This is a genomic window from Nocardiopsis sp. CNZ308, assembly GCF_004217075.1.
In genome coordinates this window covers 5,782,756-5,802,056 of record NZ_SHKJ01000001.1, presented here as the reverse complement: position 1 = coordinate 5,802,056, position 19,301 = coordinate 5,782,756, and the positions used below count along the sequence as shown (strand labels likewise).

Sequence of the window (19,301 nt, the reverse complement as noted above, 5' to 3'; positions counted from 1 at the left end):
AGCCGTGCCCTTTCGGCCCGGGGCGCCTACAACCAGCCGTTCTTGCGCAGCCGGTGGTAGGCCAGGCCGGAGGCGCCGACCATCACGCCCATGATGAGGGGGTATCCGAACAGCCAGTGCAGTTCGGGCATGTGGTCGAAGTTCATGCCGTAGAACCCGGCGATCATGGTGGGGATCGCGATGACGGCCGCCCAGGAGGAGATCTTGCGGACGTCCTCGTTCTGCTGCTTGCCCAGCAGGGCCAGGTGGGCGGTGAGCGCGCTGGTGAGCAGCTCGTTGTGGTCGTCGACCTGGTCGTCCACCCGCAGCAGGTGGTCCAGGACGTCGCGGAAGTACTCCCGGGTCTCCTCGAAGCGCTGGACGCGCCCCTTGGCGACCTCCTCCAGCACCGGGATGAGCGGGCTCTCCGCGCTGCGGAACTCCAGCACCTCGCGTTTGAGGTGGTAGATGTCCTCGGTCACGTCCGAGCCGCGGGGACGGAAGACCGCGCGCTCCAGCTCGATGATGTCGGACTCGATCTTGTGCACCACCGCGCCGTAGTGGTCGACGATCTCGTCGCACACCCCGTAGAGCACGGCGGCGGGGCCCATGGCCAGCAGGGTGGGATCGGCCTCCAGACGCCTGCGGACGCGGTCGAGCGGGTTGGCGGCGCCGTGGCGGACACTGACCACGAAGTCCTCGCCGATGAACAGCATCGCCTCGCCGACCTCGACGTCGGAGGTCTCCTCGTGGTAGGCGAGCGTCTTGACCACGGCGAACAGGGTGTCGTCGTAGTGTTCCAGCTTGGGGCGCTGGTGGGCGGTGAGCGCGTCCTCCACGGCCAGGGGGTGGAGGGTGAGCTCCTCCTCGATGAGGCCGAACTCCTCCGCGGTGGGTTCGTGGAGCCCGATCCACACGAAGCAGTCGCCCCGCTCGCGGCGGGCCTCGTCGAAGGCGTCGCTGATGTCGCCCTCGATCTCCTGGCGCCCGCCGTCGTGGTAAATCGCCTTGTCTATGATCACGAACCACCATTATGGGCGCCGCATCCCCTTCTGTACGCCCGATCCCGCGCACCGGAGGCCTCCCGGCCGGGGCTTCGCACCCCCGCCGCTCCCACCCTTCCGAGGCCGGGTCCGCCCGTGCCCCGGACCGCGGCGTCCCGTCCTCCGGCGCGGTCAGCGCTCGGGGGCGCGGGCCTGACGGCCGCCGCCCGCGTAACGGCGGGCCAGCCGCGCGAGGGCGTCCTCGAACTCGGGCGGTCCGACGACCTCGAAGTCGGCGTCGAAGCGGCCGACGGCCGAGGCCAGGCCGACCCACGACCAGGAGCCGAGGACCAGCCGGCAGCGCTCGGGACCCACCTCCTCGACCAGCCCGTCGTGCGCGAAGGGAGCGACGGCGGCGGCGGGCAGGTCGAGGATCACCTCACCTCGGCAGGGCCAGTCGACCGATCCGTCCGCGCCCCGGAACCTACTGACGAGGAAGGCCGCCACATCACCCCCGGGCACCTCCCGCGGGGTGAACCGGGGGCCGTTGGGACTGCGCAGCGCGATGCGGTCCACCCGCAGGGTCCGCCAGTCCTCGCGCTCGACGTCCCAGGCCAGGAGGTACCAGCGCCCCGCCCAGGTGACCAGGTGGTGGGGCTGGACCCGGCGGGGGCTCACGGCGGCCTCGTCCCGGGAGGAGGCGGACCGGAAGGCGGGGGCGTAGTCCAGGCGCAGTTCCTCGCGGGCGTGCACGGCGGCGCTGATCGCCGTGAGCAGTGCGCCGTCGGCCCGCGCCTGCGGGGCGGCGGGCGGCGCGACCACGGCGACCCGGACCGCGTCGATCCGCTGGCGCAGGCGTGCGGGCATGACCTGTCGAACGGTGTCGAGGGCGCGCGCCGCGGCCTCCCCGACCCCGGCGCCGGTCGCCGTGGCCGCCTGGAGCGCCACGGCCAGCGCGACGGCCTGCTCGTCGTCGAACAGCAGCGGGGGCATCCGCGACCCCGCGTCGAGCCGGTACCCGCCGTCGGGCCCCTTGAAGGTCGTGATCGGGTAGCCGAGTTCGCGCAGACGGTCCACGTCACGGCGGACCGTGCGCGCACTGACCTCCAGCCGGTCGGCCAGGTCCTGACCCGACCAGTCCCGGCGGGTCTGGAGCACGGAGAGCAGCGCCAGCAGGCGGGCGGAGGTCTTCATCACCATGGGAACCATCCTGCTGGAAGTAGAGGACACACCCTGGCCCCTACCCCTGCCAATGTGAGACCGCAGACGCCGACGGGACCGGAACAGGAGCGGTCATCGCAGGTCACGACCCATCGGCGGCGGTCACCAGGTGCCCGCCGCCAAGGGGAGCGGTGGCGTCCGCCCGGCCCCGGGCCGAGCGGACGCCATGGTCACGCGGGACCGACCGCTCGTGCCACGGACCCGCTCGGCGCACGTCCACACCCACACGACCAGGGAGCCAGCATGTCCATCACGACCACGACCCACCTGAACCTGCGCGGCGACGCCCGCGCGGCGCTCGACTTCTACCACTCCGTCTTCGGCGGGGACGTCGTCGCCGTCACCTACGAGGACGCGGGCAACGTGACCAACCCGGACGAGGCGGACTGGGTGGTCTGGGGCCAGGTGGTCGCGGACAACGGGTTCCGCGTCATGGCCTACGACGTGCCCTCGGCGATGCCGTGGGACCAGGGCGAGAACGCCGTCTTCGTCTCCGTGCGCGATGACAGCGCCGACGAGATCACCGGCTTCTGGGAGAAGCTGTCCGTCGGCTCGACCGTCGTGCAGCCGCTGGAGCCCTCCCAGTGGGCGCCGCTCTACGGGATGCTCAAGGACCGCTTCGGCGTCGTCTGGGTCCTGGACGTGGCGGCCCCCTACAACGGCTGACCCCGCGTGGAGGGGTGTGCGCCGGGCCGAGCACCCGCCCGGCGCACACCTTCCTCCCCGCAGGGGCCCTGTTCATCCCCTGGTGAGGCGCCGTAGCGCGGCGTGTGCGGGCGATCCCCAGCTGGCGTGGCCGCCCTCGCGTCCGCGGACCCCGGCCTCGCCGACGAGGAGGCCGCCCAGGGCGCACAGCACGGCCCACCCGCGGGCCCGGCGCAGGGTCGCGGCGTCCGGGGTCGGCCGGTAGGCGCGGTAGAAGTGCTTGACGGCGCCGTCCGGCAGCAGGATCCAGGCGGCGGCCAGGTCGCAGGCCGGGTCGCCCGTGGACAGGTCTCCGAAGTCGACCACGCCGCAGAAGGTGCCGTCCGCGGTCAGGACGTTGGCCGGGTGCAGGTCGCCGTGCAGCCACAGCGCGGGTCCCTGCCACGCGGGTGCGGCGACGGCGTTCCTCCAGATCGCGCGGACGGCGTCCGGGTCCTCGACCAGTCCCGTTTCGGTGGCCGAGGCGAACTGCTCGCGGAACTGCCCGGCGCAGGCGGCCAGGGGCCCGCCCTTGCGGCTGGTGGGGGCGTTGTCGGGGGCGGGCTGGTGCAGAGCCGTCAGGAAGGCGGCCAGGTCCTCGGCCGCACGGGCGGCGTTGGTGGCGGGGGCGAGGTCGGCGGGTGTGCCCGGTACCCAGGTGGTGACGGTCCAGGGCCGTTCGAACCGGGGGCTGGGCACGCCCAGCCGCAGCGGGACCGGGACCGGCAGGGGAAGGCGCGGGGCGAGCCTGGGCAGCCAGGGGAGCTCTCCGTGCATCAGCGCGTTGGTGGAGCGCGATGACCAGGGCAGCCGGACGGCGAGGTCGTCGCCCAGCCGCCACATCTGGTTGCCCCACCCCCGCGATCCCGAGTGCAGGGGACGGTCGGCGAGGTCGGGGTGCTGTTCGAGCAGCAGGCCTCGGACCAACTCCGCGGTGAGGCCGATCGGGGGGTGCGCCATGGCAGGCAACAGTAATTCACGGGTCCGCTCATGCCCACCGCCGGTACGCGTATGACGAAGCCGTCCGTTTTCCCGCCTCCAACCCGGACGGTGAGGGGCGCTACACGGCGCCGGGATCGCGCCGGCAGCCGGCACCGCGGCCGGGAGGTCCTCAGAGCGCCGGTCCGGTGACTTCCTGGGTGCCGAGAACGGCGAGCAGGTCAAGGAGATCGGCGCTGTCGGTGCCGACCGCGGGGGTGAACCAGAGCAGCCGCTGTCGGCCGTCCTCGCTGAACAGGTGGAGGCAGTTGACCTCGATCAGGCCGAGCACGGGGTGGTTGAGGCGTTTGCGGTCCTCGCGCCGGAACGCCACGTCGTGTTCGGCCCACAGGGCGGCGAATTCGGGGGAGACGTCGGTCAGCGATCTGATCATCGAGCGGGCTTCGGTGTCCTTGGCGTCTCGTCTGGCGGCGGCTGCCCGCAGGTCGGCGACGAAGGCCCGCGACTGGCCCTCGTGGTCGGCTTCGGGATACATCCGCCGGGCACCGGGGTCGGTGAACCACCGGTGGACGAAGCTGGCCCGAGCGCCGCGGAAGCCGGAGTGGTCCCCGAGCAGCGCTATCGCCAGCGGGTTCTGTACGAGGGTGACGTGCAGGTCGGTGATGACCTGTGCGGGTGTCGACCTCAGACGGATGAGCAGGTCGAGCATGCCGGGGTGAACGTGCGAGGCCGGTCCGCCGCGCGCGGGCACCGGGCGGTCGGCCAGGTGGTAGAGGTAGTCGCGCTCGTCAGCGGTCAGGCGCAGAGCCCTCGCCAGCGCGGCGACCATCTGCTCGGAGGGCTGGGATCCGGCGCCGCGTTCGAGTTCGTTGTAGTAGTCCACCGACGCGCCTGCGAGCTGGGCGACCTCCTCGCGGCGCAGCCCGGGCACCCGGCGGCGGAGCCCGTGGGGAAGTCCCACATCGGCTGGACGGATGCGTTCACGCCGCGAGCGCAGGAAAGCTCCCAGCTCGGTGTATCTCACAGAACCCATGCCGTCCATTCTGCGTCCGGCCGGGCCGCCGACCCAGGGGATGGGATCCCCTGGTTCCGCCGGTCGGCGGCGTGCACCGTGGAGGACATGACTACGGACCACACCACGAGCACCCCTTCGCCGGACATGCGTGTCGCCGTCGTTACCGGCGGATCACGCGGCATCGGTCGGGCGGTCTCCCTCAGACTCGCCCAGGACGGCCTCGCCGTCGTGGTGAACTACGCCCGCGACGCGGCTGCCGCCGAGGAGGTGGTGGCGGCGATCACCGCCGCCGGCGGGCGGGCGGTCTCGGCGCGGGCGGACGTGGCGGACGAGCACGCGGTCGCCGAGCTGTTCGACCGGGCTGAGCAGGTGTTCGGCGAGGTGGACGTCGTGGTGAACTGCGCCGGCCGACTCGCTCTGTCGCCCATCGCCGACCTCGACCTGGCGGTGCTCGACGCCGTGCACCGCACCAACATCCGTGGCGCTTTCGTCGTCGCCCAGCAGGCCGCCCGACGACTGCGCGCGGGCGGTTCCTTCGTGGGCTTCTCGACCTCCGTGGTCGGCACGAGCTTCCCTGCCTACGGTGCGTATGCGGCGAGCAAGGCGGCCGTCGAGTCGATCACGCTGGTCCTCGCCCGTGAGCTGCGCGGGCAGGACATCACCGTGAACACCGTCGCCCCGGGCCCCACGGCCACGGACATGTTCCTCGAAGGCAAGACGCCCGAGCAGGTCGACCAGCTCGCCAAGGCGGCGCCCCTGGAGCGGCTGGGCACCCCGCAGGACATCGCCCAGGTGGTCGCCTTCCTCGCCAGTCCGGCAGGGCACTGGGTGAACGGCCAGGTCCTTCGGGCCAACGGGGGCATGGTGTGACGCCGCGGTCGAACGCCGTACCCCGTCGTCCCCGGCGCCCGACCGGGCAGCACCGACCGCTTCTCCCGTGCCGACGCAACCGTTGACGCACGCATCGACCCCAGCCGCGACGGCGGCGAGGTGGAGTCGCTCATGCGCGCCCGGATCCGGGCGCGGTCCCGCCAACGGCTCGGCACCGACGAACCGCCGACTCCCGCGTCGGCGTCTGCCACCGCCCACACCAACCGAGAACGGCTCCGTGGCCACACGTTCTCGGACACATGCTTCCGCATCACGGGAGAACCCATCCAAGGAGGAACACCCATGCCTTTCGCCAACTTCAAGGTCCCTGCGGGCACCATCACCACCGAGGACAAGAAGAAGCTCGTCGAGCGCACCACCGACCTGTACGTGGAGATCTACGGTGAGCGGGCCCGTCCCACCACCGTCGTGCTGGTCGACGAGGTCGCCGACGGCGGCTGGGGCGTCGCCGGCGGCGTCCTGACCGCCGCCATGCTCAACGGAGAGGCCTGACCTCCCTCCCGTGCGGGGCGCGGCGCCGCGCCCCGCACGGGACAGGGGCGACCCCGGCAAGCACGTCAACGCCCTGCCCCAGTACGTGACCTCCCGGACGCTGACCGAGACCGAGGGCAACGCCGCGGACACCGGAGGCGGCGTCGGGGAGGAGACGGGGTGCGAGGAACAACGGAACAGGATCGTGCGCTAAGCGTTTGCCCTGATGAGTTTCGGTTTGACCGGCTGTGAACGTTGCCAGAGCCTTCGCGGGTCTTGACGCCACGGACCCGATGGAGGCCCCAGGGTGCCGGTCGGGTCCTTGTCCGATGAGCAGGCAGCGGCGTCCGTGTCGTTACAGACGGCGCCGAGCCACGCGGGGTCGAGGGGGTTCGTCCAACCGCACCAGGTCAGCGCCTCTGGTCATCGGACGGAGGAGAACACCGACTACTCGATTGCCGGTCTCCCTCGGATCCGCCCCGAGGGGGGTCCTCACGCCCCGAGGCCGCCAGCGGCGTCACGGCGCTGGTCCTCGACCCCGAACAGGGCCGTTCCCCGGGTCGTGGCCGCCACCGACGGCCGCCGGGTGCGCCGGAGGGCAGAGCCCTGGCAGGGCCGCTCTCCGGTGGAGCTTAATAACGTTTCGTTAGTTACGTTATTAATTAACGTAAAGACAATCTGCACACGTAACGAAGGCTCAGACACCCCCATGTTCTCACCTCCGATAAGTGAACCTTATAAGGTGTTACTACATGTGTTGCTACATAGAGGGCGGGGGAGCCCGGAGTTTCGTTGGCGGCGCCTCCAGGGGCCGCTGAGCAGGGGTGGAAAACGCGGTGGGTACAGCCAGTGCTGTACTCTCACCGCGCGCGGTCCATCGCCCCTCCCCCCGAGGCGGGGAGGGCCGCCTTGAGCCCTCGGCGCGGGTTCTCGTTTCGATGTCCCCCGCCCCCGTGACGAGAACCGGCACCCGCTCGCGGGCCCGCCCGCCTCCTGACAGGGATCCCGCCCCGCGCTGTGGCAGGATCCCTCCCATGTCCGTACGCGAACTCGTGGTCCTGGGCACCTCCAGCGCGGTGCCCACCCGCCGCCGCAACCACAACGGCTACTTCCTGCGGTGGGACACCCACGGCGTCCTGTTCGACCCCGGCGAGGGCACCCAGCGCCAGATGCGCCTGGCGGGCCTGGCCGCCACCGACATCACCCGTGTCTGCGTCACCCACTTCCACGGCGACCACTGCCTGGGCCTGCCCGGCACCATCCAGCGCATCGCCCGCGACCGGGTGCCCCACACCGTGCGCGTGGCCTACCCCGCCGACGGCCAGAGCTACTGGCGGCGGCTGCGCCACGCCACCGCCTTCCACGACACCGACGTCGTACTCCCCCAGCCGGTCGGCGGCACCGGTTCCTGCCTGCTGGGCGAGCCGGACCTGCGCGTCACCGCGCTGCCGCTGCGCCACTCGACCACCGCCTACGGCTACCGGCTGGCCGAACCGGACGGCTGGCGGATGCTGCCCGAGCGGCTGGCCGCCCACGGCGTGCGCGGCCCCATGGTCGGCGAACTCCAGCGGCGGGGGTCGGTCACCACCGCCCAGGGGCGCCGCGTGGAGCTGGCCGACTGCGCGCGGCCGCGCCGGGGCCAGGTCATGGCGTTCGTGATGGACACCGCCGAGTGCGAGGAGGCGGTCGAACTCGCGCGCGGAGCCGACATGCTGGTGATCGAGTCGACCTACCTGGACACCGAGGAGCACCTGGCCCGCGCCTACGGCCACCTGACCGCCCGCCAGGCCGGGCGCGTGGCCGCGCGCGCCGGAGCGCGCACGCTGGTGCTCACCCACATCTCCGAACGCTACGAGGACCGCGACGACGCCCGCTTCCTGGCCGAGGCCGCCGCCGAGTTCGACGGGCCCCTCACGCTCGCCCAGGACCTGCAACGCCTGCCGGTGCCGCCCCGGGACTCCTGAGCCGGGCCCGGTGGGGTAGAGTTCCCGGGCACCGAAGCGCACAACCGAGGGGGTGAGGACGATCTCCGCTGTCGCAGGAGGGGCGTTCCCACCGCGAGGTCACGTACCCGCGTCGTAGCCGGAGCGCCCGACAGTTCGTCGAAAGGCTCTCGTGGCATCTTCGCCGTCCCCGGTCTCCCCCGCCCTCGTCGCCCGTCTGCGCGGGGCGGGCTGCGTCTTCGCCGAGCAGGAGGCGGGCCTGATCGCCTCCGCCGCGCGCACCCCCGACGAACAGGACCGGATGGTCCGGCGCCGCTGCGCCGGTCTGCCCCTCGAACACGTCCTGGGCTGGGCCCTGTTCTGCGGGCTGCGCGTGCGCGTGGACGAGGGCGTGTTCGTGCCCCGCCCCCGCACCGAGTTCCTGGCCCGCCAGGCCCGCGCCCTGCTCACCCCCGGCGCCGTGGCCGTGGACCTGTGCTGCGGTTCGGGGGCCCTGGGCGCGGTCCTGGCGCACACCCGCGCCGACATCACCCTGCACGCCGCCGACATCGACGCCGCCAGCGTGGCCTGCGCCCGGCGCAACCTGCCCGGGCACCGGGTGCACCGGGGCGACCTGTACGACGCCCTGCCCCCGGACCTGCGCGGCCGCGTCCAGGTGCTGGTCGCCAACGTGCCCTACGTCCCCACCGACCGGATCGCGCTGCTGCCCGCCGAGGCGCGCTTGTACGAGGACCGGCGGTCCCTGGACGGGGGCCCGGACGGGCTGGACCTGCTGCGCCGTGTGGCCGCCGGGGCCGGTCGGTGGCTGGCTCCGGGCGGCCGGGTGCTGGTGGAGGTGGGTCAGGAGCAGGTTCCGGCGGCGCGGGAGGCCTTCGTCCGAGGCGGTCTGACCTGTGAGGTGGTCTCCTGCCCGGAGTGGGAGGCCACCGTGGTGACGGGCACCCGTTGACCGCCTGGCCCCCCGTGTGCGCCTGGCCCCGGGTGAACCGCCGCCGCGCCCCACCCGGGCGCGGCGGTCAGGTGTCCTGCTCGTCGGACCTCTCCGACATCCGGTCGCGTACCTGGGTCAGGGTCTGGATCAGCTTGTCCAGGTAGGGGCGGTCCCCGCTGTCGTCATGCAGGTGCAGGGTCACGCCGGGCGCCACGTCGACCAGGGCCAGGGCCAGGAGGTCGGGGTGGTCCCGGCGCCAGAACACCTTGACGTCCTCGGCGTCGGGCTGGCTGATGGAGAGCTTGACGGTGGTGGTGATCGAGGTGGTGCTCACGGAGTTCCTCCTGGAGGCGACGGGGTCGCTGCGTTCGGGTACGGCGGTGCGCGACCGCTCGTGAGGCTTCGTCGCGGGGCCGGGTCGGATGTGCCACTCCTGTGGGCCCGGTGTCCATGGGCGTGACCTCTCCCCCCTACCTACCCGCGGGTGGGGGCGCCGCCCCTTTTCCGGCCTGCGGGTTCGGACGAACCGGTCGCGCGCCACGTTTCGGTCGCCGCCGCACCGTGTACGGCGCATCCTGGAGGTATGCACGCTCCCGATGCCGCCCGCCTGGCCGCCCTGTCCGCCCTGCTGGCCGACCCCACCCGCGCCGGGGTGTGCCTGGCGCTGCTGGACGGGCGCGCCTGGACCGCCGGGGAGCTGGCCCGCCACACCGGTGTGGGCGCCTCCACCGTCAGCGAGCACCTGACCCGGCTGGTCGAGGGCGGTCTGCTCGCCCAGGAACGCCAGGGCCGCCACCGCTACGTGCGCCTGGCCGACGAGGCGGTGGCGCACCTGGTGGAGGCCCTGGCCGCGCACGCCGATCCGGGCCCGGCCCACCAGCGCCCGCGCACCCTGCGCGCCGTGCACGCCGACCGGGCCCTGGCGCGGGCGCGCACCTGCTACGACCACCTGGCCGGAGGGCTGGGCTGCGCCGTCACCCGGGCCATGACGGAGCGGGGGCTGCTGACCCAGGACACCGGGTTCGCGCTCACCGAGGCCGGGGTGGCCTGGTTCGCCGAGCAGCGGATACCGCTGGCGCGCGGGGGAAGGCGTCCGCTGGTGCGCTCGTGCCTGGACTGGACCGAACGCCTGCCGCACCTGGCCGGAACGGCCGGGGCGGCGCTGTGCCGCCACGCGCTGGAGGCGGGGTGGTGCGCGCGCGTGGGTTCGGGCAGGGCGCTGCGGATCACCGAGCTGGGTGAGCGGGCCTGGTACGAACTCCTGGGGGTGCGGGCCGCCACGCTCGGCTGAGCACCGCGACCTCGTGTGGTCCCCGGCTCACGGCGTGGACCGCGGTGGTCGACGGCGTTCCCGGCCCGCGCGGGCAACCGCCGGCGGCCTCGACCTGCCGTGGGTCTGGGCCCGCGTCTCACTCCGTAAGGGCGCCGACCGCTCGGCCGGGCGGGGCGGTCCCGTCCAGCAGGGCGCGGGCGCGGCGTTCCACGTCCTGGACCTCCCGCGCGCACGCCCCGGCCAGCCACGGCTCCCCCGCGGCCAGGGCGTGGGAGGCGCGCAGCGCCACCAGGCTGCGCGCCAGGCGTCGGCGCGCGACCGCGTCGGCGCCCGCGCACTCCCGCGCCCGGGCGAGTTCGTGCTCGCACGCGGCCAGGGCCTGGCGCAGGTGGTCCCCGGCGCGGCGGTTGGCGACCGCCGCGCACACCAGGAGCCCGACCGCGGCGCCCAGCAGGGTGGCCCACAGCCGCTCGGCCGCCAGCCCGTCCGCGCCCGGGTCTGCGTCGGCCAGGCCCGACAGGGCCAGGGTGAGGGGGGTGACGAACACGATGGCGTAGGAGTAGTTGGTGGTCACCACCAGTTCGGCCGCCATCTGGCACGCCACCACCAAAGCGATGACGCCCAGCGGGGAGTAGTCCAGGCCGAAGAGCACGGCGGCCAGCACCACGCCCACGACCGTGCCCGCCCCGCGTTGCAGGGTGCGGTGCCAGGTGGTGGTGACGTTGACGGCCTGCAGGACCGATCCGGCCGAGACGGCCGCCCAGTAGCCGTGTCCCATGCCCAGCGCCCAGGCCAGGGCCCCGGCCAGCAGACAGGCCAAGGCGATGCGCACCACCGACACCGGGGTGGGCGAGGGCGCGCGCAGTGCGGCGCGCAGCCGCTCGCCCGCCCCGGGCTCGGGTGTGTGGTGGCGGCGCAGGTGCGCGGCGGCCTGGAACAGGGCGGCGTGCTCGTCGGCGCCGACCAGGGGTTCGACGGCGCGTTCGGTGCGCAGGCGGCGGGCCAGTTCGCTCATCTCGGCGGCGGCGCGGGCGTCGGTGACGCGGTCTCCGGTTCCGGTGAGCAGGGTTTCGGCGCGGGCGGTGAGGACCTCCAGTGCCTGGCGGGTCGGGGTGCGGCCGGGGCAGGACAACAGGACGTGCCAGGCGTGGTGGAGGGCGGTCTCGGCCCCGGTGCGGGCGGCGGGTGCGGGGTGGCGCAGGTGGCGGGCGAGTGCGTGCAGGGCACGGGCGACCGCCAGGCGTTCGGGCGCGGTGGGGTGGGCCAGGGCGCCGACCAGGGCCAGGGTCCAGCACAGGGCGGCCGCGGTCGCGGTGGTGGCCACCACCACCGGCAGCGCGGTCAGGGGCTGGGGGTTGTAGGCGGCCACCCCGGCGGCGAAGACGAACATCAGCCCGGCCGGGGCGCCGAACTCCAGGGCGTCGGAGAGGTACTTGGCCCCTCCGGCGACCAGGGCCACGACCGTGATGGCGGCCAGGGGGTGGGGGAGCACGGCCGAGACCAGCGCGCCCAGGGCCACGGCCAGGGTCAGGGTCGCGCCGACCACGGCCAGGATCCGGGCGCGGCGGGCGTAGGTGTCGTCGCGCGCGTACAGGGCGGTGAAGCAGCCCATGGCGGCGTAGGGGGCCAGGTCGACGCGTCCCGCGGCGTGCAGCGCCAGCAGGGGCAGGGCCACGCACACTCCGGCGCGCAGCGCGGTGACGGCGATGTTGCCGCGCACGGGCCTGGGCGCGAAGGCCCCGCGGGTGGTGAGGGTGCGGCGTAGCGCACCCCACGGGCGATAAAAGTAATTCACAAGTAAATTATCTTAGGATGTTCTGCGGGCCGCACGAACCCCCGCAAGGGGAGAGACCGCCCACTTCCGCCCGGCACCCCGCCCACGGGCACGCCCGCCCGCACCCGGCGACCGGCCCCGCCGCACACGCGAAGGACACCATGAGCGACGCCGTCTCCCGCTTCCTCGACAGCTGGGCGCGCCTGCGCCCCGACCTGGACCTGACCAGCATGGCCGCCATGGGCCGCGTCCTTCGCCTGGCCGCCCTGATGAACAACGTCACCGAGGACGGACTCGCCGACGCCGAGGTCACGCGCCCCGAGTTCGAGGTCCTGGCCGCCCTGCGCCGCTCCCCCCACGGACTGCGCCCCCGCCAGCTCACCCGCGAGACCATCTCCTCGGGCGCCGCCACCACCAAACGCCTCACCCGCCTGGAGGCCGCCCGTCTCATCACCCGCACCCCCCTCGAACGCGACCGCCGCGAGGTCCAGGTCCGCCTCACCGAACGCGGACAGGCCCTGGCCGACACCCTCTTCGCCGGACAGCTCGACCGCGAGGCCGACCTCCTGCGCCCCCTGACCGGCGCCGAACGCGCCCAGCTGGCCGACCTGCTCTCCCGCGTCCTGGCCCCCATCGACCGCGCCTGAGCCCCGCGCCGACAGGGGGCGAACAAGGCAAGCCGGAAAGGGGCAACGGCGCGGCTTCCCGCTGATCAGAGCCGGTGACCTGCGACGTCAAGCCCTCCGCCGTGCACGCCGACACGCAAGGCCCGTCGGCGCCGGTGTTCACCCTGACCACCCTGTCCGGGTTCGACGCCCCGAAGAAGGAGCGCCCCCGCGTGTTCCACGAGACCGTCGCCCCAGTGGCGTCAGCGGGCCGTCGAGGCGCGGCTTGCCGCCACCGGCCGTTCTGGTCCAGGTGTTCGCGGAGCGGCGTACGGGTCCTTGGCGTCTGCGAGGGTCTTGTGGACGGCTCCGGCCGAGCCCTTGACCCCGGCAGCCGCGGGATCAGATAGGAGCCGATCCACCATCACGCCGCGGAGGACCGCCATGCTGTCGATGTTGCTGGTCGCAGGAGGGCTCGCGCTCGCGTGCGCCGGGTTCCTTTGGAACGTTGTCGGCTCCTACGACGAGGACCACCACCAGGACCGCAACGGCAAGTTCGTGGTCTTCGCGATGTGGGCTGCCTGCGGCAACGTGGGGATGACCCTGGCCTTGCTCAAGCACGCGCTGCCGGGGCACCCCGGCATGGGGTTCGGGTTGCTGGTCTTGGCCGCGGGTGTGCTCGTGTGCGCCTTGTGCCTCGTGATCACCGCCTTCTCCGACGACCTCCACCACCACGGGCGCAACTTCCACCTCCTGATGGTCGCCGTGTGCGCCGCGTACTTGAGCATGTTCGCGGCCCTGCTCATGATCTTGGCCGTGCTGGAGCTCGTGGAGATCGTGGGGGTCCTGGCGCTCATCGTCGCGGCGTTCATCGGGGTGATCGGGTTCTTGACGGGTGAGGGACACCGGAGCACTCCTCGCGGCGACTCCGGCTCCGGCTACGACGGCTCCCGCGGCGACTCCGGTTACGACGGCTATGGCGACGTCAGCGGTGACGGGGGCGAGGGAGGCGGCGGTGACTGAACGTGCGCCGCACCGGAGCCGAGAGCTGTGACCTGGGGCGTGAGCGACGCTCGGCTGCCGTTCAGCAGTCGGCGGTGGCGCCGAGCACGGCCTCCGCCTCGCCCCGGCCGCCACCGCCTGACACACTCGGTGCCCATGGACGACACCATCACCGACCTGTGGAACACCGACACCGTCTGGCTCAACACCGCCCAGTACGGCATCCCGCCCCGGCCCGCCCACCAGGCCCTGGCCGACGCCGTGCACTCCTGGCACACCGCCACCGGGGACCCCGCGGCCTGGGGGCGCGAACTCGAACAGGCCCGCGTCAACCTCGCCGCCCTGGTGGGCGCGCCCGCCGACGACCTCACCCTGGGCGCCAGCACCGCCCAGATCGCCGGAACCATCGCCGCCAGCCTGCCCGACGGCGCCCGCGTCCTGGTCCCCGAGGGGGACTTCGCCTCGATCGTCTTCCCCTGGCACGCCCAGGCCGACCGCGGCGTCACCGTGGAGGCCGTCCCCCTGGAGCGCCTGGCCCAGGCGGTGGACGCGCGCACGCACCTGGTCGCCTTCAGCCCGGTGCAGTCGGCGAACGGGCGCCTGGCCCCCACCGGCGACATCGTCGCGGCCGCCCGCGCCCACGGCGCCCTGGTCGTGGCCGACGCCACCCAGGCCGCCGGGTGGACGCCCCTGGACGCCACCGTCTTCGACGCCCTGATCGCCTCCGCCTACAAGTGGCTCATGGCCCCGCGCGGCCTGGCCCTGGCCTACCTGTCCCCCGGCCTGCGTGAGCGGCTGCGCCCCAACAACGCAGGTCCGGCCGCCGCCCGCGACACCGCCTCGGCCATGTACGCCGCCCGGATGGACCTGGCGCCGACCGCGCGCGCCTTCGACACCTCGCCCAACTGGTTCGCGGCCGTGACGGCCGCCGCCTCCAGCCGGGTCCTGCTGGAGGCGGGCCTGGAGAGGGTGCGCGCGCACAACACCGCCCTGGCCGACCACTTCCGCGCCCTGCTGGGGCAGGAGCCCGCGCGCTCGGCCATCACCAGCGTCGACCTGCCCGGCGCCTCCGAGCGCCTGGCCCGGGCCGGCGTGGTGACCACCGAACGCGGGGGACGCACCCGCCTGTCCTTCCACCTGTACAACACCCTCGACGACGCCGAGCGCGCCGCCAAGGCCCTGCTCCAGCCCTAGCACGGCGGGCGCGCCCCGGCGGGCGCGCCTTCGAGCGCACACCCAGGCGTCCCATCGGCGCGGGGCCGCCCGCCTCCGTCGCGGTCCGCCGTTCTCTCCGGCGTGGGAGGGCGGCGGAGCGGGCCTCGGTCCCGGCCCGCCCGGGGTTCCCGGACGCGCGGTCGCAGCACCTCCAGGGCCCACTGGCCGTCGTCGCCGGGGACATCCTGCAACTCATGGCAGTCGCCGACACCCCCTGACCAGCGGGGAGGGGCGCACCGTACCCCGCCGACCACGACCTGCGCCACCGCCCCTCCGGCCACGGCCGTCCCGACCCCTCAGGCCCCCGTCGGCGGTGCGCTCATCGCCGCGGCCAGGAACGTGACCGCCCAGCGCCGGGCCGCCTCGCCCGCTTCCGGGGACGGGCAGTCCGGGGCGGGCCGCTGGTGGACCTCGACACGGTCCACGGCCGTCACGGCGAGGACACCCCGCATCCGGAACCACAGCTCCTCCGGGGAGAGGCCGGGCAGCGCGCGCGCGAAGGCGGCCAGGTAGCGCTCGCGGACCGTGTCCTGACCCGCACCGGCCCAGCTGCGCACCTCCTCGGCCGGGTCGCTGAGGATCATCACGATCAGCCGGGACCGGCGGGCGCCGCCCTCGTCCCCGGCCGGCATCCCGTCGAACAACGGCCCCGCGAACGCCTCCACCAGCTCGGTGACCCCGGGGTCCGCGGTCTCGGCGAGGAGCCGGTCGAGCCCGGCGCACTGCGCGGCGTTGATGGGCTCGACCACCCGGCGGGCGACCGCGGACATGAGTTCCGCCTTCGACCCGAAGTGGTACCCGACGGCGGCCAGGTTCGCTCCGGCGAGGTCGGTGATCGCGCGGACCGAGGTGCCGCGGTAGCCGCGCTCGGCGAAGAGGCGCTCGGCCGCGTCGAGGATCTGGGTGCGGGTGTCAGGTGGTGCCATGCCTGCGTACACTACAGACATCTGATTCAAACGAACGTATGATTTAAACGAACGTACGAAAAAGGTGGCCATGAGAATACTCGTGTACGGTGCCGGGGTCCTCGGCAGCGTGTTCGCAGCCCGCCTGCATGAGGCCGGGCACGACGTCGCCCTCCTCGCCCGGGGCGGGCGCCTGGCCGCCCTGCGCCGACACGGCGTGCAGCTCGCCGAGGAGGACGGCCGGACCGTCCGACGGGTACCGGTCGCGGTGGTCGAGCAGCCGGACGGCGGGTACGACCTGACCGCCGTCCTGGTCCGGGCCCACCAGGTGGACGCGGTGCTGGAGTCGCTCGCCGACCTCGACGGCGACGTGCTGTTCCTGCACAACTGGGCGGGCGGCCCGGAACCGCTGGGCGCGGTGATCGGGCACGAGCGGGTGCTGCTCGGCTTCGGCACGGCCGGCGGCACGATGGACGGCGACGTGGTCCGCTACCGCGCGCCTGGTTTCCTCACCCGCCGGGTCGCGACGCCGATCGGCGAGCCCGACGGCCGTACCACCCCGCGGCTCGAACGCATCGTGCGGACGTTCCGCACCGCCGGGATCAACTCCAGGATCGAGCCGAGGATGGACGCCTGGCTCACGACGCACGCCGCGTTCGGGGTGCCGCTCGGGCAGGCGGTGCACACGGCGGGCGGCCCGGTGGCGCTGTCCCAGGACCCGGACGCGGTCCGCGCCATGCTGCGCCTCATGCGGCGGAGCCTGACCGCCCTGCCCGCGCCACCGGTACCCCGAGGGCTGGCCGCGCTGCACACCCTGCCGGAAGGCCTGCTCGTGGCCGCGCTGCGGCGCTTCCTGCGAAGCCCCACGGCCGTGCACAGCGGACTCAGCAACACCTCGCCCGCAGAGGCGGCCGAACTCGCGCGGCTGGCCGAGCAGCTCGGCGCCCGTACGCGGTCCCGCTAGGCGGCAGACGGCCGCGCCCGCCGCCGCGCACCGGGCCGTGTGCGCCTCCCCGGACCAACACTGCCGGGGACGGCCGCGGGAGGCCTCCCCGACGAAGCCGATGCGCCCTTCCCGGAAGGCCGGTCCGCACGCTGGCACCCCGTGCCGCGCTCCACGGGACACCCTGTGACCGTGGCCGCACGACCCCGGCCTCCCGGGCGGACCGGGAGGGGGTGCGAACTGTCGGAGGGACCGGCCAAGGTGGCGGTGAACGCCTCCGCCGCACCCGGGCGGACGCCCCACCACCGACCCCGACACCAGGGAGACCCCCATGCCCGGTCGTCTCACCCCGGCCCGCTTCGTCGACCTCTACGACCTGGGCGCCAGACCGCACATCCTCGCCTACCGCACCTCCGTGGGCGATCGGCGGCGCCGGGAGTGGCTGATCGACGCCGGGCTCCTCGCCCCCTGCGATCCCCCCAGCCGCGGCTACGCCTTCCGCGTCACGCAGGCGGGTCTGGCCGCGCTGCGCGAGCACCTGGACTACCTGGAGGAGCGCGAGTCCCAGGGGCTGCCGTACCGCTCCGGGAACGAGTACGGCATCCAGCGCGGGGTCCTGGCCTCCCGTGCCGGGCTGGACGCGGCCTTGGCGCGGCGCGCACGGGGCGAGGCCGCGCCCGTGGAGACGGCGGGCAGGGAGTGGTGGGGCGGACAGGGGACACCGGCGTGGGAGGGCTCGCCTCCCGAGGTGCTCCGGGCGGTGGCCGTGTTGCGGGCGGCCGGGCACGCGCCCATGGACTGGACGGCGGCGGGGGAGCCCAGGGGCTTCTACGTGGAGCCGCGCGGGCGGCTCCTGTACGTGTACCACGGCGAGGCCCGACGCTCGCAGCGGGAGGACGGGGGGTGGTTCACCGCGCGGGTCGGCGCCTACGCGGACGCGCTGCGCGCCGCCGGGTGGCAGGTGGACGCGGACACGGGCCGGTGCGCGCACGTGCGGGTGCCCGGCTCCGGCCGAGGATGAACCCGGACCGGAAACGCCCTTCGGCTCCCGGGCCTCGACCTGCCCGCTGACCAGCCCATCGCCGCTTTCCGGCGTACTTGGTCCACCCCCAGGGCGGGCGACCCCGCCTGCTGTGGCCGCCTCCCGCGCGGGTCGGGGCGGGCGGGAGAGCGGTGGTCGCCCCCCGGCGCCGCTGCCACACTGGCGCGATGACCCACAACCCCTACGACTCCCCCGACGTCGCCGCCCTCTACGACCTCCTCAGCCCGTGGGGGCCCGGCGACGACTTCTACCTGGACCTGGTCATGGCCGCCCCGCGCGTACTGGACGCGGGGTGCGGCACCGGCCGCCTGCTCCACCGCGCCCGCACCCGCGGCCACACCGGACACCTGGTGGGTCTGGACCCGGCGCGGGCCATGCTGGAGGTGGCCCGCGAGCGCACCGACGCCGTCTCCTGGGTGCGCGGTGACCTGTCCACCCGCACCTGGAACGAGGGGTTCGACCTGGTCACCATGACCGGCCACGCCTTCCAGGAACTGCGCGCCGACGAGGAGGTCAGCGCCGCACTGCGGGCGATGCGCCGTGCCCTGGCCCCGGGCGGCCTGGTGGCCTTCGAGACCCGCAACCCGGCCGCGCGCGCCTGGTGCGGGTGGACCCCCGCCCACCCGCACCAGGTCACCACCGCCGACGGTGTGCGCGTGAGCGACGTCCACGACGCCGCCGCGCCCACACCCGAAGGACTGGTGACCTTCACCAGCACCACCACCCGCTCCGACTCCCCCGTCCCCTTGCGCACCGTGAGCACCCTGCGCTTCGTGGGGGCCGACCACCTGGACCTCCTGCTGGAGCGGTCCGGGCTGCGGGCCGTCGAGCGGTTCGGGGACTGGGACCGCTCGCCCCTGACCGCGTCCAGCCCCGAGATCATCACCCTGGCCCGAACCCGCTGACCACGCGTTCCACGCCCCAGACCCCGACGCGCACGGGGCCTGGGGCGTCCTCGTGTGGGGTGCCCCACACCGCCTTGACGCGCCCGAAGTCGTCAATAAACTTGAGTCCATCAGCATCAAGCCGAGGTTTTTCGGGGGTTCTTCCATGCTTCTCACCCGCACCATCCCCTTCGACGTCACCGCCTCCACCGCTCCCGCCCCGCGCAACGCCGCCATGGACGCGGTGCGCACCCAGGACGCCCTCGTGGTCCGGATCGACCTGCCGGGCGTGCCCTCCGACGGCATCGACCTGGAGGTGGAGGGCTCGGTGCTCACCGTCCGCGCCCAGCGCCCCGAGCGGGCCGAGGAGGGCCGCGTCCTGGTCGGCGAGCGCCCCACCGGCGCCGTCACCCGCCGCCTGCGCCTGGGACAGGACCTGGACACCGAGCACATCGAGGCCGACCACACCGACGGCGTCCTGACCCTGCGCGTCCCGGTCGCGACCAAGGCCCAGCCGCGCAAGATCCTCCTGGGCCAGGGCGGCGCCACCGCCTGACCCGGCAGGACGCACAGGGGGTGTGAGGACCACGGGGGACCTCAC

Annotated in this window: 21 protein-coding genes; 14 read left to right on the top strand and 7 right to left on the bottom strand. The window is 73.9% G+C overall.

The window, feature by feature from the left end:
* Positions 1-26: 26 nt before the first annotated feature.
* Together corA and EV372_RS24920 are read right to left on the bottom strand one after the other, a co-directional pair.
* Positions 27-1,001, bottom strand: coding sequence for a magnesium/cobalt transporter CorA (gene corA / locus EV372_RS24925; RefSeq protein ID WP_130398022.1), 975 nt, complete (start codon positions 999-1,001; stop codon positions 27-29).
* 153 nt (positions 1,002-1,154) lie between these two features.
* Positions 1,155-2,162, bottom strand: coding sequence for a helix-turn-helix transcriptional regulator (locus EV372_RS24920; protein ID WP_197044312.1), 1,008 nt, complete (start codon positions 2,160-2,162; stop codon positions 1,155-1,157).
* Between the two features lie 264 nt (positions 2,163-2,426).
* Here EV372_RS24920 and EV372_RS24915 point away from each other — a divergent pair, with 264 nt between their 5' ends.
* On the top strand, positions 2,427-2,849 hold the full coding sequence (locus EV372_RS24915) for a VOC family protein (protein WP_130398021.1): 423 nt from the start codon (positions 2,427-2,429) through the stop codon (positions 2,847-2,849).
* Between the two features lie 72 nt (positions 2,850-2,921).
* Here the strand turns inward: EV372_RS24915 and EV372_RS24910 are convergent, their stop codons facing one another.
* Together EV372_RS24910 and EV372_RS24905 are read right to left on the bottom strand one after the other, a co-directional pair.
* Positions 2,922-3,827, bottom strand: a complete 906-nt coding sequence (locus EV372_RS24910) for an aminoglycoside phosphotransferase family protein (protein ID WP_130398020.1) — start codon at positions 3,825-3,827, stop codon at positions 2,922-2,924.
* Positions 3,828-3,978: 151 nt separating this feature from the next.
* The gene (locus tag EV372_RS24905; RefSeq protein ID WP_253793391.1) at positions 3,979-4,839 is read right to left on the bottom strand and encodes a helix-turn-helix transcriptional regulator; all 861 of its coding nucleotides are present in this window, start codon (positions 4,837-4,839) and stop codon (positions 3,979-3,981) included.
* Between the two features lie 87 nt (positions 4,840-4,926).
* Here EV372_RS24905 and EV372_RS24900 point away from each other — a divergent pair, with 87 nt between their 5' ends.
* The 5 genes from EV372_RS24900 to EV372_RS24880 all read left to right on the top strand — a co-directional run bounded on the left by EV372_RS24900 (position 4,927) and on the right by EV372_RS24880 (position 9,075).
* Positions 4,927-5,691, top strand: a complete 765-nt coding sequence (locus tag EV372_RS24900) for an SDR family oxidoreductase (RefSeq protein ID WP_130398019.1) — start codon at positions 4,927-4,929, stop codon at positions 5,689-5,691.
* A gap of 303 nt (positions 5,692-5,994) precedes the next feature.
* Positions 5,995-6,204: a 4-oxalocrotonate tautomerase family protein gene (locus EV372_RS24895; RefSeq protein WP_130398018.1), complete on the top strand. Its 210-nt coding sequence runs from the start codon at positions 5,995-5,997 to the stop codon at positions 6,202-6,204.
* Between the two features lie 10 nt (positions 6,205-6,214).
* Positions 6,215-6,397 (top strand): hypothetical protein, encoded by a 183-nt coding sequence (locus EV372_RS24890; protein WP_130398017.1) that lies wholly within the window; start codon positions 6,215-6,217, stop codon positions 6,395-6,397.
* 820 nt (positions 6,398-7,217) lie between these two features.
* Positions 7,218-8,147: a ribonuclease Z gene (locus EV372_RS24885; RefSeq protein ID WP_130398016.1), complete on the top strand. Its 930-nt coding sequence runs from the start codon at positions 7,218-7,220 to the stop codon at positions 8,145-8,147.
* 151 nt (positions 8,148-8,298) lie between these two features.
* On the top strand, positions 8,299-9,075 hold the full coding sequence (locus EV372_RS24880; protein ID WP_130398015.1) for a putative protein N(5)-glutamine methyltransferase: 777 nt from the start codon (positions 8,299-8,301) through the stop codon (positions 9,073-9,075).
* Positions 9,076-9,142: 67 nt separating this feature from the next.
* On the opposite strand, the gene EV372_RS24875 is transcribed toward EV372_RS24880, so the two are convergent.
* Positions 9,143-9,391, bottom strand: coding sequence for a hypothetical protein (locus tag EV372_RS24875; RefSeq protein WP_130398014.1), 249 nt, complete (start codon positions 9,389-9,391; stop codon positions 9,143-9,145).
* A 249-nt stretch (positions 9,392-9,640) separates the two neighbouring features.
* Between EV372_RS24875 and EV372_RS24870 the strand changes: the two genes are divergently transcribed.
* Complete coding sequence (locus EV372_RS24870; RefSeq protein ID WP_130398013.1) at positions 9,641-10,348, top strand: ArsR/SmtB family transcription factor; 708 nt, start codon at positions 9,641-9,643, stop codon at positions 10,346-10,348.
* A gap of 118 nt (positions 10,349-10,466) precedes the next feature.
* Here the strand turns inward: EV372_RS24870 and EV372_RS24865 are convergent, their stop codons facing one another.
* Positions 10,467-12,125: an FUSC family protein gene (locus EV372_RS24865; protein WP_486484057.1), complete on the bottom strand. Its 1,659-nt coding sequence runs from the start codon at positions 12,123-12,125 to the stop codon at positions 10,467-10,469.
* A 140-nt stretch (positions 12,126-12,265) separates the two neighbouring features.
* On the opposite strand from EV372_RS24865, the gene EV372_RS24860 reads away from it, so the two are divergent.
* The 3 genes from EV372_RS24860 (at position 12,266) to EV372_RS24850 (ending at position 14,905) form a co-directional block, all read left to right on the top strand.
* Complete coding sequence (locus tag EV372_RS24860) at positions 12,266-12,751, top strand: MarR family transcriptional regulator (protein ID WP_130398012.1); 486 nt, start codon at positions 12,266-12,268, stop codon at positions 12,749-12,751.
* A 402-nt stretch (positions 12,752-13,153) separates the two neighbouring features.
* The gene (locus EV372_RS24855) at positions 13,154-13,732 is read left to right on the top strand and encodes a hypothetical protein (RefSeq protein WP_130398011.1); all 579 of its coding nucleotides are present in this window, start codon (positions 13,154-13,156) and stop codon (positions 13,730-13,732) included.
* Positions 13,733-13,867: 135 nt separating this feature from the next.
* Positions 13,868-14,905, top strand: coding sequence for an aminotransferase class V-fold PLP-dependent enzyme (locus EV372_RS24850; protein ID WP_130398010.1), 1,038 nt, complete (start codon positions 13,868-13,870; stop codon positions 14,903-14,905).
* A 317-nt stretch (positions 14,906-15,222) separates the two neighbouring features.
* Here the strand turns inward: EV372_RS24850 and EV372_RS24845 are convergent, their stop codons facing one another.
* Positions 15,223-15,852, bottom strand: a complete 630-nt coding sequence (locus EV372_RS24845) for a TetR family transcriptional regulator (RefSeq protein ID WP_130398009.1) — start codon at positions 15,850-15,852, stop codon at positions 15,223-15,225.
* A gap of 70 nt (positions 15,853-15,922) precedes the next feature.
* Between EV372_RS24845 and EV372_RS24840 the strand changes: the two genes are divergently transcribed.
* The 4 genes from EV372_RS24840 (at position 15,923) to EV372_RS24825 (ending at position 19,256) form a co-directional block, all read left to right on the top strand.
* Positions 15,923-16,795, top strand: a complete 873-nt coding sequence (locus EV372_RS24840) for a 2-dehydropantoate 2-reductase N-terminal domain-containing protein (protein WP_130398008.1) — start codon at positions 15,923-15,925, stop codon at positions 16,793-16,795.
* 310 nt (positions 16,796-17,105) lie between these two features.
* Positions 17,106-17,795 carry a hypothetical protein gene (locus EV372_RS24835; RefSeq protein WP_130398007.1) on the top strand — a complete coding sequence of 230 codons (690 nt, stop codon included), beginning with the start codon at positions 17,106-17,108 and terminating at the stop codon, positions 17,793-17,795.
* Between the two features lie 188 nt (positions 17,796-17,983).
* The gene (locus tag EV372_RS24830) at positions 17,984-18,721 is read left to right on the top strand and encodes a class I SAM-dependent methyltransferase (protein ID WP_130398006.1); all 738 of its coding nucleotides are present in this window, start codon (positions 17,984-17,986) and stop codon (positions 18,719-18,721) included.
* A gap of 145 nt (positions 18,722-18,866) precedes the next feature.
* Positions 18,867-19,256 carry an Hsp20/alpha crystallin family protein gene (locus EV372_RS24825; protein ID WP_130398005.1) on the top strand — a complete coding sequence of 130 codons (390 nt, stop codon included), beginning with the start codon at positions 18,867-18,869 and terminating at the stop codon, positions 19,254-19,256.
* Positions 19,257-19,301: the final 45 nt, after the last annotated feature.